We start from the raw sequence: 15,914 nt of genomic DNA on the forward strand, positions 1-15,914 counted from the left end.
GCCGTGAACGGCCGCACGCTCTAGGGTTCAGGTGTGCCTCGCCCCTTGGGAGAACTCGAAGACGCGGTGATGACGCGGGTGTGGGAGTGGAACCGCCCGGTCACCGTGCGGGAAGTCCTTGAAGACCTCCAGCAGGAACGCTCCATCGCTTACACGACGGTGATGACCGTCCTGGACAATCTCCATCAGAAGGGCTGGGTCCGCAGAGAGGCCGAGGGCCGGGCCTATCGATATGAGGCCGTCTCCACCCGAGCCGCCTATGCGGCGGCCCTGATGAATGAGGCGTGGTCGCGCAGCGACAACCCGGCGGCCGCACTCGTCGCCTTCTTCGGGATGATGTCGCCGGAGCAGCGCGCGGCACTCAGGGACGCCGGCCGGATCGTAAGCATCGATGTCGATCCCGCGGACGACAACTCCGCCGCATCCGACAACTCCCCGCCGCGGGACAACTCCTCGGACAACGCATCGGCGCCGGGGAACCCGGAAGCACCCGACAGCCCCGCGGCGCCCCGGTCCGACTCGGGGCGATAGCGTCCGGTCATGGCCGCAGAGCTCCCCACGTATCCCGATGTACCGGCAAAAGCCCTCACCGTCCGCAGGGCGCGGACCAGTGATGTGGCAGCAGTACGCGGACTCCTCGACTCCTACGTTCGCCGCGGCATCCTGCTCGACAAAGCAACCGTCACGCTTTACGAGGACATCCAGGAGTTCTGGGTGGCCGAACGCGACGACAACGCACAGGTCGTCGGATGCGGTGCACTCCATGTGATCTGGGAAGACCTTGCTGAAGTGCGGACTCTTGCCGTGGATGAGGGCCTGAAGGGCGGCGGAGTGGGCCATCAACTCCTGGGGAAGTTGCTGCAGACCGCACGCTGGCTCGGCGTACGCAGAGTTTTCTGTCTCACCTTCGAAGTGGACTTCTTCGCGAAGCACGGCTTCGTCGAGATCGGTGAGACACCGGTCGGATCCGAGGTCTACAGCGAGCTCCTTCGTTCCTATGACGAAGGCGTTGCGGAGTTCCTCGGTCTCGAACGAGTGAAACCGAACACCTTGGGCAACAGCCGGATGCTTCTGCACCTGTGATCACCGGGTGTATTACAAGCCCTCACGCATGGGGTGGCTATGTCCGAATCGCGTGTGTTTCAAGGGGCGTTGCGACCTGATCCTCTCGACAGGGGTTTGTGTTTTCCAGGGAAAAGCGGTTTGCTTTCCGACGTACTCCATATAACCGGGGCCGGTGAATCATCGGCGTGCGCGCCGTCGGCACCGGGGCCCGAAGTTATCGATGAAAGGAAATCCGGTGGCACAGAAGGTTCAGGTCCTTCTTGTCGACGACCTCGACGGCGGCGACGCGGACGAGACCGTGACGTTCGCGCTGGACGGCAAGACTTACGAGATTGACCTCACCACGGCGAATGCGGACAAGCTCCGCGGGCTGCTCGACGCCTATGTGAAGGGTGGCCGGCGTACCGGCGGCCGCGCCTCGGGTGGTCGCGGCAAGGCGCGCGCCGCCTCTGCGGGCTCCAGTGAGAACACGGCGCAGATCCGCGCCTGGGCGAAGGACAACGGCTACGAGGTCAACGACCGCGGCCGCGTCCCCGCCTCGATCCGCGAGGCGTACGAGAAGGCCAACGGCTGACCGCTTCCGCGGTGCAGCCGGAGCCGGTGACACTCGGTCGCCGCCAAGTCCACGAGTCGTACGAGATCGGGCCCCTCGGTGTGATCGTCGCCGGGTACCGCCCGTCGCGAGCCGAGGCCGGCGAGGGCCGGCAGCGTCGGTTCCGTATCGCGGCCCGGCTCGGGGGGCCGCAGCCAGACGGCGCCGCCCCGGGGGCCTGACCACCCCGGGGGCAGCGGTGCGGGGATGGACCCGCCGGCACCGGCGGCCGTCAGATCCGCGGGCAGGCGCCCCCATTCCAGCCAGTCGAGCAGGCCGGGCAGCTCCTCCGCGCTCCCCGCGGCGACGAACAGCCGCATCGTGCCGCCCCCGACGGACACCGGGCCCGTCGGCGCCCGGTCCGGGAGCCTGCGCAGCACGGCGCAGCCGGCCTCCGCGGGCAGTTCGAGCACGTCGAAGCGCAGCCCGGTGAGCAGCTGCGGCCATCGCTCACGTGTCTGCGGCGTCTGATCCGCACACCCCTGACGCGGCACCGACGGCCCTGCAGGCGGCCCGCACACCGCCGATGTCGTTGCCCAGCCGAGCGCGTGCGCGTACCAGCGGGCCACCGGATCGCCTCCGAGCGTGTCCGCCGACGAGTCCTGCGGCAGTGGATCCGGACGCGGAGCCTGCAGCGGATTGCGGGGGAGTGGAATGATGGCGGCCATGTCCGGAGCAACTTCGGAATGTCCCGATGGTTACGCAGGGTGCGCGTGACGTGGCGCTATGTGGAGGTCGCGGAAGCGGAATCCCGTCTTCGGCGGCGCAAAGGTGTTCGCCCGTAGCGGAGGGAACCGGTGCGCGCCGCATGGAGTGTCAGTCCTTACGGGTAAGACATTCCTAGTGGGAAGGGGCGACACGCAGGTTTGGCCGTCTCACGTTCGCCATCGGCGTACTCGTGGTGAGGGTATCTGCCTGGCCTGCGGGAACATCGTCTCGCACCATCGGGTTGGAGCAGTTGTCGGCGTTCGGGGTCAGCAGAACCTCCGAGATGGAGTCCGAGTGTCGGCAGTTGGAATGAGCGGTCCCCGCTTGCGGGACTAAGCTGCGGAAGGACAGGGAGGGGACCGACCCCTTTACTGCCTGACCGCTCTGAGGAGCGATTAACGATGTTCGAGAGGTTCACCGACCGCGCGCGGCGGGTTGTCGTCCTGGCTCAGGAAGAAGCCCGGATGCTCAACCACAACTACATCGGCACCGAGCACATCCTCCTGGGCTTGATCCATGAGGGCGAGGGTGTCGCCGCTAAGGCCCTGGAGAGCCTCGGGATTTCGCTCGAGGCGGTCCGCCAGCAGGTGGAGGAGATCATCGGTCAGGGCCAGCAGGCCCCGTCCGGCCACATCCCCTTCACCCCCCGTGCCAAGAAGGTCCTGGAGCTTTCGCTCCGCGAGGCCCTTCAGCTGGGCCACAACTACATCGGCACGGAGCACATCCTGCTCGGCCTGATCCGTGAGGGCGAGGGCGTCGCTGCCCAGGTCCTGGTCAAGCTGGGCGCAGACCTCAACCGGGTGCGGCAGCAGGTCATCCAGCTGCTCTCCGGTTACCAGGGCAAGGAGACGGCCACCGCGGGTGGCCCGGCCGAGGGCACGCCCTCGACCTCCCTCGTCCTGGACCAGTTCGGCCGGAACCTCACCCAGGCCGCTCGTGAGTCCAAGCTCGACCCGGTCATCGGGCGCGAGAAGGAGATCGAGCGGGTCATGCAGGTGCTCTCCCGCCGTACGAAGAACAACCCGGTCCTGATCGGTGAGCCCGGCGTCGGTAAGACCGCCGTCGTCGAGGGCCTCGCCCAGGCCATCGTCAAGGGCGAGGTGCCCGAGACCCTCAAGGACAAGCACCTCTACACCCTCGACCTCGGTGCGCTCGTCGCCGGCTCCCGCTACCGCGGTGACTTCGAGGAGCGCCTGAAGAAGGTCCTCAAGGAGATCCGCACCCGCGGCGACATCATCCTGTTCATCGACGAGCTCCACACCCTGGTGGGTGCGGGCGCCGCCGAGGGCGCGATCGACGCCGCCAGCATCCTCAAGCCGATGCTGGCCCGCGGTGAGCTCCAGACGATCGGTGCCACGACGCTCGACGAGTACCGCAAGTACCTGGAGAAGGACGCGGCGCTCGAGCGCCGCTTCCAGCCGATCCAGGTCGCGGAGCCGTCGCTGCCGCACACCATCGAGATCCTCAAGGGCCTGCGCGACCGGTACGAGGCGCACCACCGCGTCTCGATCACCGACGAGGCGCTCGTATCGGCCGCGACCCTGGCCGACCGGTACATCTCGGACCGCTTCCTGCCGGACAAGGCGATCGACCTGATCGACGAGGCCGGTTCCCGGATGCGTATCCGCCGGATGACCGCGCCGCCGGACCTCCGCGAGTTCGACGAGAAGATCGCCGGCGTCCGCCGCGACAAGGAGTCCGCGATCGACTCGCAGGACTTCGAGAAGGCCGCGTCCCTGCGCGACAAGGAGAAGCAGCTCCTCGCCGCGAAGGCCAAGCGCGAGAAGGAGTGGAAGGCCGGCGACATGGACGTCGTGGCCGAGGTCGACGGCGATCTGATCGCCGAGGTCCTCGCCACCGCCACCGGCATCCCGGTCTTCAAGCTGACCGAGGAGGAGTCCTCGCGTCTGCTGCGCATGGAGGACGAGCTCCACAAGCGGGTCATCGGCCAGAAGGACGCCGTCAAGGCGCTCTCCAGGGCGATCCGGCGTACGCGAGCGGGTCTGAAGGACCCCAAGCGTCCCGGCGGTTCGTTCATCTTCGCCGGCCCGTCCGGTGTCGGTAAGACGGAGCTGTCCAAGGCCCTCGCGGAGTTCCTGTTCGGCGACGAAGAGGCGATGATCTCCCTCGACATGTCGGAGTTCAGCGAGAAGCACACCGTCTCGCGGCTCTTCGGCTCGCCCCCCGGCTACGTCGGGTACGAGGAGGGCGGTCAGCTCACCGAGAAGGTGCGGCGCAAGCCGTTCTCCGTGGTCCTCTTCGACGAGGTCGAGAAGGCCCACCCGGACATCTTCAACTCGCTGCTGCAGATCCTGGAGGACGGTCGCCTGACCGACTCCCAGGGCCGGGTCGTGGACTTCAAGAACACGGTCATCATCATGACGACCAACCTCGGCACCCGGGACATCTCCAAGGGCTTCAACCTGGGCTTCGCCGCCCAGGGCGACAACAAGTCCAACTACGAGCGGATGAAGAACAAGGTCTCGGACGAGCTCAAGCAGCACTTCCGTCCCGAGTTCCTCAACCGTGTGGACGACGTCGTCGTCTTCCCGCAGCTCAGCCGCGAGGACATCCTCCGGATCGTCGACCTGATGGTCGAGAAGGTGGACGAGCGCCTGAAGGACCGGGACATGGGCATCGAGCTCTCCCAGGCCGCGAAGGAGCTGCTCGCCCAGCGGGGTTACGACCCGGTCCTGGGTGCGCGGCCGCTGCGTCGCACGATCCAGCGCGAGGTCGAGGACAGCCTGTCGGAGAAGATCCTCTTCGGCGAGCTGCGGCCCGGGCACATCGTGGTCGTCGACACGGAGGGCGAGGGTGAGAACGCGACCTTCACCTTCCGCGGTGAGGAGAAGTCGGCGCTGCCGGACGTCCCGCCGATCGAGTCGGCCGCGGGTGGTTCGGGCCCGAACCTGACCAAGGACGCGTAGTCGTTCTTCGGTCGGCGTAGCCGGTCATCGCAAAGGGGAGTGCCCCGGAACTCGGTTCCGGGGCACTCCCCTTTTTTGCCGTTCCTGCCGTTCCTGCCGTTTCCGCGCCGCGGCTGCGCCGTTTCCGCGTGGTGATGTGTCGTGATCAGGACTGTTGGCGGTGCACCGTGATTTCCGCGTGCGGGAAGAAGGAGCGGTACTCGGCTTCCGCGCCGGACGGGGCCGTGCGTTCTCGTAAGCAGGTGACGGTGCGTACCGAGGGGAAGGCGAAGGCGATACGGGAGATATCCGTGCTGCTCCGCGGCATGCTGAGCGCGAGTTCGGCTACGCCGGGAAATTCCGTGCCGGGTTCGGGGCCGTCCGCCAGGAAACCGCCGTCCAGGCTGAGTCTGGTGAGTTGCGGAAGTTCCGCTATCCGGGCCCAGTCGTCCCGGTCGAGGGCCGTCGCCCCGTCCACCAGCATCAACTCTTTCAATTGCGGAAAGGCGTCCAGGAACGTCAGCCCGGCGGAGCCGATCGCGGCGCCGTTCACAATGAGTTCCTCGAGCGGAGCGTCAGCCGGCAGCAGGTCGGCGAGCGGGGGCGCGGAGACCGCTTGGACGACGCTCAGCGAGGTGAGTCCCGTCAGCTCGCGCAGGCCCTGGAGCGCGGAGAGGCCGGGCAGTTCGATGACGGACAGGTGTCGCAGACCGAGGTGGGCGAGCGGCGCGAGGTCGCGTATCGCCGGGCAGTACATCAGGGACAGGAACTCCAGTGGCCGCAGCGGGTGAAGTTCCCCGAGGTCGCCGACGAGGGAGTTCCGGCGCAGGGTCAGGCGCTGTGCGGTGTCCGCCGGAACGGCCGCCAATATCTCGCCGACCGAATGGTCCCCGCTGAGGTCGAGGCGCCTGATCGGGGGCAGCAGCCGCATCGCCCTGCGCTGCTCGACGTTCGAGACCGTGAGGTCGAGTCCGTCCCAGGCAAGCTGCGCCAGCACCTCCCGTGCGTACTCCTCCGCCTCGAACCGGTACCAGGTGCCGACCAGTTGGCGGCGGACGCCCGACGCGGGGTGGGTGCGGAAACGCTTCAGGACCGGCAGGGAGCCGTCCTCGTCGAGGAGTGACGCCGTTGTCACCACGGCGTAGGCCTGCTCGTCGCTCAGCCCGTCGGGTCCGGGCAGGAGCTCCAGTACGAACCGGCCCGCGAGCGCGAGTTCTCTCGCCTCGTCCACCGTGCTCGGCGGTACGAGCCGGGCCGCCCGGCCCTTCACCTCCGCGAGGACGTCCTGGTCGACCGAGGACGCGTCCTGGAGGCAGGCCAGGGCGAGGAGGGTCGAGCGGGGCCCGTCGAGGGCCAGCAGACCGCGGAGGAGCGACGTCCGCTCCCGCGGGCGGGCGTGCGCGACGGCCATCCGGATCGCGTCCTCCCACTGAGTGTCCTCTGCGTGGCTCAGAAGCACGTCCAGGTGCCCCTCCTCGACCGCGCAGCGTGCGCCGAGGTGGTCGAGGAACGTGCGGTGCGCGAAGTCGACCACCTGTGGCCCCGGACTGCGCAACACCCCGCTGCGGAGCAGCAGATGGCGCAGGATCGCCGGGGCGTCGCCCTGTCCGCCGGCGCCGGGCACGGACGGCAGGGCGCGTTCGAGCACGGCCAGCGCCGTCGACTCGTCCATCTCCGAGCGGCCCGCCAGGATCAGCGCGTACGCGAGGCGTTGCAGCAGCTCGATCTGGTCCTCGGTGTCCAGTTCGATGCCGTCGAGTCCGCCCATGCCGCGCTGCCGGTCGCGTTCGGTGAGGATCATCTGGAGCGCGGCGTCGTAGAGGGCCTTGCGGCGGGGCGGGAGGTAGCCGCGACGGGCGCGGTGCAGGGCGCACAGGAGGCCGCACATCAGCGGGTTGGTGGCCAGGCGGGACAGGTCGGGCTTGGTGCGCAGGGCGTCGAGCAGCGGCTCCTCGTGCTCGGGCGCCCCGGCGGCCGCGTGCCAGCGGTGCACGAAGGCGGTGACCCTCGTGCGGTCCATGCGCGCGAGCGCGACCTCGGCGAAGCCGTCGTCGGCCAGCCAGTCGGGGCGTACGGCGGTGGGGCGGGCGGTGAGCAGCCAGCGGTTGCCGGGGAAGGCGCGGACCAGGGCGAGCAGCCAGTCGCGTACCCGGGTGCGGTCCGCGGAGGGGACCTCGTCGAGGCCGTCGACGAGGACGAGGCCGCGGGCGGCGCCGAGCACGCGCTCGGCCCAGCCCTCGGGCGGCGTGTGCGGACAGTCGGCGGAGTGCAGGAAGGCCTCGGGAGCGGGCAGCCGGTCGGCACGGATCAGGGTCCGCAGCGGCAGTACGTAGGGGATGCGGTCATCGGTGGTGGTGGCGAGCCACTGCAGCAGGGTCGTCTTGCCGGAGCCGGCCTCGCCGCGCAGCAGAATGCGTTCGTGGGCGGCGAACAGGTCCTCGGCCCGTTCGCGCACGGTGGTCGTGGCGCTTCCGGTCCTGTCGGCGGTACGGACGGACGGGTCGGGCGGGTCCTCGCGGGTGATCTCCAGGCTCAGATACGCGACGTCGAGCGGCCAGGCGTCCGGGGCGTCCCGCAGATCGAGCCCGAAGATCGTCAAACGGCTGTGGCGGTGGGCGAGGTGGGTGCGGTAGCGGGCCTCGAAGGCGCTGTCGGGTGCGTCCGGGCGTGGTGTGCGGGCGATCAACTCGTCGACCCTGGCCAGCAGTTCGGCCTGGTCCCGGCTCTGCTGGACCAGCGTGCGGGCTACAAAGCTCGACCGCTGGGTGAAGAACTGCAGCAGGTGCAGACAGGCCCAGCCGGTGGCGGAGTCGAGGAAGTACTGCGCGTCCGCCGACAGGGGAGGCTCGGCGGGCGCGGCGTCCCGCAGCCGGCGGGCCAGCCGCTCGTGGCCGAGCCGCACGGCCTGGACGTCGTCCATGGTCAGGTCGCCGAGGGCGAGCAGGCGGGCGGCGAGGGCGTCGGTGACCGCGGTCTCCTCGTCGGGCGGGAACGGGGATTCGCCCGGCCCCGAGAGGGCCGCGTCGACCAGGCCGGCGGCGATCCGTCGTACGTCCCGCTCCGTGAGGGTGCGCTTCTCGCCGCGGAACGAGACCAGGCCGGACAGCCGCACCGGCTTGCTGGTGAGGCCCGCCCCCGGGCCTTCCTGGACGAGCAGCTTCCGTAACGCGGGGGCGATCGCGCTCGATGCCAGACGGGTGCCGAGGACAGCGGGATCCATGGTCCGGGAGCGTAGCCCCGGTCACATCCGCGGACGGTTGGATCTTGCGCTCCGGTGACATGACGCACAGGCGTTTTGTCCCTTACTACGCGGAATAGTGGATTGCTCCCACATGGCGCTCGGGACCGTCGACTCTCTACGGCCGGGACCTTGGTCCCGACGCCCTCAGCCCTTCGGTTCCCAGGCGTGCGGCCCCGATGGCAGGCCGCTGACGAGGGAGTAAACCGCCCCATACGTCCGATTTGCTCGGAATCAACGTTCTGGTTGGTTTCAACGTCAAGAAGTCTTTTTTACCCGGCAATCAAACGAAGACAGGTAGTAGATGGGGGTTTTGTGGGGCGATGGGGGCGCGGGTTACCAAGGTGAGGCCGCCACGGCGAAGAGCGTTCGTGAACGGCACCGTCTTTCCCCCACCCCGGAGGTCATCCGAGATGTCGCTGCGCACCACCACTCACCGTTCCGGCTCGTCCGTGCTCCGCACCCGTGCCGCCGTACTGGCCGCCGGGCTCGGCGTTTCGACGCTGCTGGGCGCCGGAGTGTCGGTGGCCGCCGCGGGCGACGCTCCGCAGGCCGGTCAGGCCTCGACGGTCGCGTCCATCGAGGCGCAGGCTGCGGCCCAGGGCAAGAAGGCCGCCGCGAAGGCGAAGGCCCAGAGCGACGCCAAGCAGGCGGCCGCCAAGAAGGCCAACGGCTGGTCGCAGCCGGTCGCGAAGTACACGCTGTCCTCCACCTTCGGCAAGGGCGGCTCGATGTGGGCCAGCAAGCACTCCGGCCAGGACTTCGCCGTCCCGGTCGGTACCCAGGTCAAGGCCGCGCACGCCGGCACGGTCGTCAAGGCCGGCGGTAACGGTGCCGGTGACGGTCCCGCGTACGGCAACGCCATCGTGGTCAAGCACGCCGACGGCAAGTTCTCGCAGTACGCGCACCTGTCCCGGATCGACGTGAAGGCCGGGCAGAAGGTCGCCAACGGCCAGAACATAGCCCGCTCCGGCAACACCGGTAACTCCAGCGGCCCGCACCTGCACTTCGAGATCCGCAACACCGCGAACTACGGCTCGGCCATCGACCCGGCTGCGTTCCTGCGCGGCGTGGGTGTGAAGATCTGAGCTCAGCGATACGCGGCGTAGAAGCCGAGTGCCACGCGCCATGAAGCGGAGTGAGGGCCGTCCTGTCGACGGTCCTCACTCCCCTTTTCTGTGCTCCCGTAGTTCGGCCGGCCGTCAGGACTCGGCGTTCGCCTGGGTGATCAGGTCGAGGGCGACCTCGAGTACGGCGTCGCGCTTCTCCTCGACGGACCCCTCGAGGTTCTGGATCAGGAACATGCCGGCGTGCATCGAGAAGAGCGCGGCGACCGACCGCACCTGATCGGCCAGTTCCGCGTCCGGCTCCTTGACCAGCTCGATCATGGCCATCATGCGGCCCTTCATGTCCTTGCCGATGCTCAGGTCGCGCACCGTCGCCTGGTTCTCCTGCATGAAGCGGAACAGCGGGGCGGCGCCGGACAGGGCTGCGCTGTAACGGCGCAGGATCTCCTGTTTCGTCTCCAGGGTGCGGGGCTGGTCGCGGCCCCAGGCGAGCAGTTCGTCGAGCGGCCTGGTGAGGTCCTCGGCCATGCTGATCAGGATGTCTTCCTTGGTCTTGAAGTGGTAGTAGAGCGCGGCCTTCGTCACGTCGAGGCGCTCGGCGATCTCCCGCAGCGAGGTCTTCTCGTACCCCTGCTCGGCGAAGAGTTCGAGGGCGATGTCCTGGATCCGCTGCCGGGTGTTGCCCCTGCGGGGGGTCGGCGTGCTGCTGCTCATCACTCGCGCTCTCTCCTGTCTACGACCCAGGACCAAAGGTCGAGCCGAACTTACTTGACGCCCGGCTAGTTGGCGGTCTACCTTCCCCGAGTGTAGTCAACTAGCCGGGCGGCAAGTAAGTCCGGTGTCGGGGAAGTGGGGATGATGGCGACGACGATCGAGCAGGAGCAGGAGGTTCAGGAGCCGCAGAAGCGCAGTGTGCGTGTGGTGCTCCTGGCGTTGATGATCGCGATGCTGCTCGCGATGCTGGACAACATGATCATCGGCACTGCGATGCCGACGATCGTCGGTGAGCTGGGGGGCCTGGCGCACCTGTCGTGGGTGGTCACCGCCTACACACTGGCCACCGCCGCCTCGACCCCGATCTGGGGCAAGCTCGGCGACATGTACGGGCGGAAGGCCACGTTCCTCACCTCGATCGTGATCTTCCTGATCGGTTCGGCGCTGAGCGGCATGGCGCAGGACATGGGGCAGCTCATCGCCTTCCGGGCCGTGCAGGGCCTCGGTGCGGGCGGACTGATGGTCGGCGTCATGGCGATCATCGGCGACCTGATTCCGCCGCGGGAGCGCGGCAAGTACCAGGGCATGATGGCCGGCGTGATGGCCCTCGCCATGATCGGCGGACCGCTGGTCGGCGGCACCATCACCGACAACTGGGGCTGGCGCTGGTCCTTCTACATCAACCTGCCGCTCGGCGCCCTGGCTCTGGTCATGGTCACCGCGGTCCTGCACCTGCCGAAGAAGCGGTCCAAGGCGCGGATCGACTATCTCGGTGCGGGCCTGCTGACGGTCGGCATCACCTCCATCGTGCTCGTCACCACCTGGGGCGGTTCGGAGTACGCCTGGGGCTCGGCCATGATCCTCGGCCTGATCGGGCTCGGCATCGCGGCGCTTGCGGCCTTCCTTCGGGTACAGACCACCGCCGCGGAACCGATCATGCCGCTGCACATCTTCCGCAACCGCAACTTCAGCCTGATGTCCGTGATCGGCTTCCTGACCGGCTTCGTGATGTTCGGCGCCGTACTGTTCCTGCCGCTCTACCAGCAGTCCGTACAGGGCGCGTCGGCCACGAACTCCGGACTGCTGCTGCTCCCGATGCTGGTCTCGATGATGATCGTCTCGCTGGTGGCGGGACGGGTGACCACCAGCACCGGCAGGTACAAGCTCTTCCCGATCATGGGCGGCGCGCTCATCGTGGTCGGACTGTTCCTGCTCTCGCAGATGGACACCGGCACCTCGCGGCTGACCTCCGGTGTGTACATGGCGGTGCTCGGTGCCGGTATGGGCTTCCTGATGCAGATCACCATGCTCGTCGCGCAGAACAGCGTCGAGATGAAGGACATGGGCGTCGCCTCCTCCTCGACGACCCTCTTCCGTACGCTCGGCAGCTCCTTCGGCGTCGCCATCATGGGCGCGGTCTTCAACAGCCGGGTCGAGGACGAGATGGCCGCCCGTACGGCAGGTGGACCGGCGCTGCCGAACGCACAGCTGGACGCGGACAGCCTCGAGAAGCTTCCCGACGCGATGCGCGAGGCGTACCAGTTCGCGGTGTCGTCCGGTACGCACTCGGCGTTCCTGATCGGGGCGTCCGTGGCGGTGGTCGCTTTCGTCGCCGCGCTGTTCGTGAAGGAGGTACCGCTCAAGGGAGCGGGGCCGAAGGACCGGACCGACGGCGACGCGGACGGCGACGGCAGCCGGGGCGAGCCGGTGTCTGCCGGCTCGGCCTGAGGCGCGATCGCTTCGAGGGTGCCGGCTGGCTCCGGGCCGGCGGCACTCTCTCGTGGGCGGGGTGCTGTCGGTGCCGGGTGGGAGCATGGGCAGAGTGGAAAAGAGCCCCGGCGGACCCGGCCCCGCGCAGCTCGCCCAGCTGCGCCGGATGCGCCTGGCCAAGGACGCCATGGACCGCGACTGGGCGGATCCCGGCCTCGACCTGGATGCGGTCGCGACGCACGCCGGGTACTCGCGCTTCCACTTCGTCCGCGCCTTCCGGGCGGCCTACGGCGAGACGCCCGGCCAGTACTTGTCGAGGCGCCGTATCGAGCGGGCGGGAGACCTGCTCCGTACGGCGAATCTCTCGGTCACCGAGATCTGCCACCTGGTCGGATTCAGCAGCCTCGGCACCTTCTGCACCCGCTTCAAGCAGCAGACGGGCTTCTCACCGCGTGAGTACCGCGGACGGAACGCGGGCCCGGCCGCGGCGATGATCCCGGGCTGCCACGCCCTGCTCTGGGCCGGCGGCTTCCCCGGGCGGACCGCACAGGCGTCTGAGGTACGGGATGACGAGGGACCGTCGGCGGCACAGGACGACGACGGACCCGAGGCGCAGGTTCGCAACATCGAGGAAGCCGAGTGAGAGCCGTGCTGCCTACGGTGGCAGGGACCGGACGACGGCCACCCCCACCACGGAGCACACCATGATCAAAGGGCTTGCCATCTCCACCGTCTGGGTCCTCGACCAGGACCGGGCCAAGGAGTTCTACACCGAGAAGCTCGGGCTCGAGCTCCGCGCGGACATGACGTTGGGCGAGGGCGGGATGCGCTGGATCACGGTCGGCGCGCAGGACCAGCCGGAAGTGCAGCTCACCCTGATGGTGCCCGGCAGTGCGGCCATGGACGAGGAGTCCGCCGCGGCCGTGCGCACTCTCGTGGCCAAGGGCATGCTCGGCGCGGGATCGCTCACCACGGACGACATCCACGGGGACTACGCCAGGCTGAAGGAGCGCGGCGTCGAGTTCCTGCAGAGTCCGCAGGAGAGGCCGTACGGCACCGAGGCGGTGTTCCGCGACGACTCCGGCAACTGGTTCTCGTTCACCCAGCCCCGCGAGGGCGGGCTCGACCTGGACCAGGACTGGGGCTGCGTGGAGGCCGACCGGACGTAGCCCGGCGGCGGCAGCTCGCCCGGTGAGTCACTCCCCGGGCAGCCGCACGATCGGAAAACTGCCGGTGCTGGTCGGCGCGTGCTCGGGCAGCCAGAGCACGGCGACCGCTCCCTCGACGGGCCCGTCGCCGTTCGGTGGCCGCACATTGCGGAAGGTGAGGCGGGCGCCGAGCACCCGGGCCTGACCGGCCGCGATCGTCAGACCGAGCCCGTGCCCGCGCCCCGCACGGTCCGCGCTCCCGGTGCGGAAGCGGCTCGGGCCCTCGGAGACCAGCGTCTCCGGAAACCCACTCCCGTGGTCGCGTACGCGCACGGTCCGGCCCTCCACGACGACCTCGACCGGGGGCTTGCCGTGCTTGGCCGCGTTCGCCAGGAGGTTGCCGAGGATGCGCTCCAGGCGGCGCGGGTCGGTGCTCACCTCCGACCGGTGCAGGATCGTCACGCGTACGTCGGGATCGAGCACCGCGACGCGTCGCGTCACGAACTCGCTCAGGTCGATCTCCTGCAGCTCGGCGCGCTCCGCCGATCCTTCGAGCCGCGCCACCTCGAGCACGTCCTCGACCAGCGTGCGCATCGCCTGCGCCCGGTCCTTGACCAGCTCGGTCGGCCGACCGGCCGGCAGCAGCTCGGCGGCCGTGACCAGGCCGGTCACCGGGGTACGCAGCTCGTGCGCGATATCGGCGGTGACGCGGCGCTCCGCCACGTACCGCTCCTTGAGCGCGTCGGCCATCGCGTCCACCGACTGCGCCAGATCATCCGTCTCGTCCCGCACGACGCCGCCCACGGACTCCCGTACGCGTACGTCGGTCTGGCCCTGCGCGACCTGGTTGGCCGCGGCCGCCGCGCGGCGCAGGCGGCGCGACAGGTGGCCGCCGATCAGCACACCGAGTGCGCAGCCGCCGAGCACCACCGCTATCGAGCCGATGACCAGGGCCTGATCGAGGTCCTTCATCACGGTGGCGCTGCGGTCGGTGAACCTGGTGTGCAGCGACAGCACCCTGCCGTCCTTGACCGGCGTGGCCGCCCAGATGTCGGGGGCGCCCTCGCCCTTCTCCTGGACGAAGGTGGCGCGACGTCCAGCGGCGGCCTTGGACTTCAGGTCCTCGGGCAGCTCCGGATCGTCGACCCGCGTCTTGAACTGGATGCGCCCGGTCGAGTCGTAGATCCGCTGGGCGTAGCGGACCCGCTCGTCCTGCACGTCCCGCGCACTGTCCAGCAGCGCGACCCGGGCCGCGTTGTGCACGACCAGACTGAGGGCGAGTGCGACCAGCGCGCCGACCAGGGCGATGGCGGCGCTCAGCTTCCAGCGCAGGCCGGTGCGGAATCCTCTGGCCAGGCCTCTGGCGAGGAGCGACTGCAGTTTCCCCCGGTCTTCGCCCGGTGTGCGGCGGGTCATGCCCTGAGCTTGTAGCCGAAGCCACGGACCGTCTCGATCCGGTCCTGGCCGATCTTGCTGCGGAGCCGCTGGACATGGACGTCCACGACGCGGGTGTCACCGCCCCAGCCGTAGTCCCAGACCCGCTCGAGCAGCTTGTCGCGGGAGAGCACCGTGCCCGGCGCGGCGGAGAACTCGAGCAGCAGCCGCATCTCGGTGGGAGTGAGGGACACGGGCCTGCCGCCCCTGCGAACCTCCATGCCGACCGTGTCGATCTCCAGATCGCCGAACGTCAGGGTCCCGTCGTCGTCCTGCCGCTGCCCCACCGCCTCGGCCTGCCGCGGCGGCTGGCCCGGCCCGCCCGCGTGCCCGAACCGGCGCAGTACGGCACGGATCCGCGCCACCAGCACCGCCCCGTCGAACGGTTTCGTCACGTAGTCGTCCGCGCCGGCCTCGAGACCCAGGACCACGTCGATCGAGTCGGCGCGGGCCGACAGCATGATCACCGGGACCGTGGACTCGTCCCGGATCCGGCGGCACAGAGAGACCCCGTCCAGGCCCGGCACCATGACGTCGAGCAGTGCGATGTCCGGCTGGTCGGCGCGGAACGCCTCGAGTCCCGCGAGGCCGTCGGGCCGCGCCGTGACCACGAAACCGTCACGCTCCAGGGCGAGCTGTGTGGCCTCGCGGATGACGTCGTCGTCCTCGACGAAGAGCACATGGGTGTGATCGGCCATCCGCTGCTCTCAGTCCTCCTCGGGCGCCGGCGAATCGCCGTTCACCGCGCCGCTGTAGTCGTTGTGTCGCCGTTCCACCTCGACGAACCTCGCGTCCCGCCAGCGGTAGGTCACGATCTCCTCGCCGGACGGCAGGGTCACCGGGTCGCCCTTGTCGTACACCTGCTTGGTCACGACCAGGTCCCCGCGGTCGATCTCCGCGTAGACCGGTGGGTCCTCCGCACGGAAGACGTTCTTGTACTGCTTGCCCTCGGCACGGTAGACGTAGCTGCCGACACCCACCGCGTCCCCGCACGTCATCACGTTCACCACGACGTCGGACGAGCTGCCCGAGGTACTGCTGCCGTACGAGACGTCGACCGGGTACTCGTTCTCCACGCAGGGCTTGAGGTCCTGCTTGACCGCCTTGCTCACCTTCGGATCGCGCTTGACCAGCGCGACCGCGTCGACCCGGGGGACCGACGGTGCGGTGGAGCCGGACGGTGAGGCCTCCGTGACCGTGTCGCTGTTCGCCGGGCCCTCGTCCCTGGCTCCCGTGCCTCCCGTACCGCAGGCGGCGAGCGCGCCGATGAGAAGTGCGAGGGCGGTGAACGCGGCCGCTGCCGCGCTCACCGCCTTCGGGCGTCGTATTCCC

14 protein-coding genes are annotated in these 15,914 nt (G+C 69.1%); 8 read left to right on the forward strand and 6 right to left on the reverse strand.

The genetic code is table 11. The features are described 5' to 3' along the window. Positions 1-33: 33 nt before the first annotated feature. The 3 genes from DSC45_RS25535 to DSC45_RS25545 all read left to right on the forward strand — a co-directional run bounded on the left by DSC45_RS25535 (position 34) and on the right by DSC45_RS25545 (position 1,639). Entirely contained in the window at positions 34-531 is a 498-nt protein-coding gene (locus tag DSC45_RS25535; RefSeq protein WP_119294269.1) for a BlaI/MecI/CopY family transcriptional regulator, read from the forward strand. 9 nt (positions 532-540) lie between these two features. Continuing rightward, positions 541-1,083, forward strand: coding sequence for an amino-acid N-acetyltransferase (locus DSC45_RS25540; RefSeq protein WP_119294270.1), 543 nt, complete (start codon positions 541-543; stop codon positions 1,081-1,083). Between the two features lie 217 nt (positions 1,084-1,300). Continuing rightward, positions 1,301-1,639: a histone-like nucleoid-structuring protein Lsr2 gene (locus DSC45_RS25545; RefSeq protein ID WP_119294271.1), complete on the forward strand. Its 339-nt coding sequence runs from the start codon at positions 1,301-1,303 to the stop codon at positions 1,637-1,639. On the opposite strand, the gene DSC45_RS25550 is transcribed toward DSC45_RS25545, so the two are convergent. Beyond that, on the reverse strand, positions 1,570-2,325 hold the full coding sequence (locus tag DSC45_RS25550) for an SCO3374 family protein (RefSeq protein ID WP_119294272.1): 756 nt from the start codon (positions 2,323-2,325) through the stop codon (positions 1,570-1,572). The genes DSC45_RS25545 and DSC45_RS25550 overlap by 70 nt on opposite strands. A 441-nt stretch (positions 2,326-2,766) precedes the next feature. Here DSC45_RS25550 and DSC45_RS25560 point away from each other — a divergent pair, with 441 nt between their 5' ends. Continuing rightward, positions 2,767-5,292 carry an ATP-dependent Clp protease ATP-binding subunit gene (locus tag DSC45_RS25560; RefSeq protein ID WP_119294273.1) on the forward strand — a complete coding sequence of 842 codons (2,526 nt, stop codon included), beginning with the start codon at positions 2,767-2,769 and terminating at the stop codon, positions 5,290-5,292. 145 nt (positions 5,293-5,437) lie between these two features. Here DSC45_RS25560 and DSC45_RS36845 read toward each other — a convergent pair whose 3' ends face one another. Continuing rightward, on the reverse strand, positions 5,438-8,491 hold the full coding sequence (locus tag DSC45_RS36845) for an NACHT domain-containing protein (RefSeq protein ID WP_119294274.1): 3,054 nt from the start codon (positions 8,489-8,491) through the stop codon (positions 5,438-5,440). A 431-nt stretch (positions 8,492-8,922) separates the two neighbouring features. Between DSC45_RS36845 and DSC45_RS25570 the strand changes: the two genes are divergently transcribed. Continuing rightward, positions 8,923-9,597: a M23 family metallopeptidase gene (locus tag DSC45_RS25570; RefSeq protein ID WP_119294275.1), complete on the forward strand. Its 675-nt coding sequence runs from the start codon at positions 8,923-8,925 to the stop codon at positions 9,595-9,597. A gap of 114 nt (positions 9,598-9,711) precedes the next feature. On the opposite strand, the gene DSC45_RS25575 is transcribed toward DSC45_RS25570, so the two are convergent. Then, entirely contained in the window at positions 9,712-10,290 is a 579-nt protein-coding gene (locus DSC45_RS25575; RefSeq protein ID WP_119294276.1) for a TetR/AcrR family transcriptional regulator, read from the reverse strand. A gap of 144 nt (positions 10,291-10,434) precedes the next feature. Here DSC45_RS25575 and DSC45_RS25580 point away from each other — a divergent pair, with 144 nt between their 5' ends. The 3 genes from DSC45_RS25580 to DSC45_RS25590 all read left to right on the forward strand — a co-directional run bounded on the left by DSC45_RS25580 (position 10,435) and on the right by DSC45_RS25590 (position 13,169). Next, complete coding sequence (locus DSC45_RS25580) at positions 10,435-12,018, forward strand: MDR family MFS transporter (RefSeq protein WP_119294324.1); 1,584 nt, start codon at positions 10,435-10,437, stop codon at positions 12,016-12,018. Positions 12,019-12,103: 85 nt separating this feature from the next. Further along, the gene (locus DSC45_RS25585) at positions 12,104-12,643 is read left to right on the forward strand and encodes a helix-turn-helix transcriptional regulator (RefSeq protein WP_119294277.1); all 540 of its coding nucleotides are present in this window, start codon (positions 12,104-12,106) and stop codon (positions 12,641-12,643) included. A gap of 61 nt (positions 12,644-12,704) precedes the next feature. Continuing rightward, complete coding sequence (locus DSC45_RS25590; RefSeq protein WP_119294278.1) at positions 12,705-13,169, forward strand: VOC family protein; 465 nt, start codon at positions 12,705-12,707, stop codon at positions 13,167-13,169. A gap of 27 nt (positions 13,170-13,196) precedes the next feature. Here the strand turns inward: DSC45_RS25590 and cseC are convergent, their stop codons facing one another. From cseC to DSC45_RS25605, 3 genes are read right to left on the reverse strand one after another with little or no spacing between them, the layout of a single operon-like run. After that, complete coding sequence (gene cseC / locus DSC45_RS25595; RefSeq protein ID WP_119294279.1) at positions 13,197-14,564, reverse strand: two-component system sensor histidine kinase CseC; 1,368 nt, start codon at positions 14,562-14,564, stop codon at positions 13,197-13,199. Beyond that, positions 14,561-15,280 (reverse strand): two-component system response regulator CseB, encoded by a 720-nt coding sequence (gene cseB, locus DSC45_RS25600; protein ID WP_119294280.1) that lies wholly within the window; start codon positions 15,278-15,280, stop codon positions 14,561-14,563. The genes cseC and cseB overlap by 4 nt, the downstream gene beginning before the upstream one ends. 9 nt (positions 15,281-15,289) lie before the next feature. Further along, the gene (locus tag DSC45_RS25605) at positions 15,290-15,892 is read right to left on the reverse strand and encodes a hypothetical protein (RefSeq protein WP_119294325.1); all 603 of its coding nucleotides are present in this window, start codon (positions 15,890-15,892) and stop codon (positions 15,290-15,292) included. Positions 15,893-15,914 lie beyond the last annotated feature (22 nt).

Source organism: Streptomyces sp. YIM 130001, assembly GCF_003574445.1.
Taxonomy (GTDB): Bacteria; Actinomycetota; Actinomycetes; order Streptomycetales; family Streptomycetaceae; genus Streptomyces.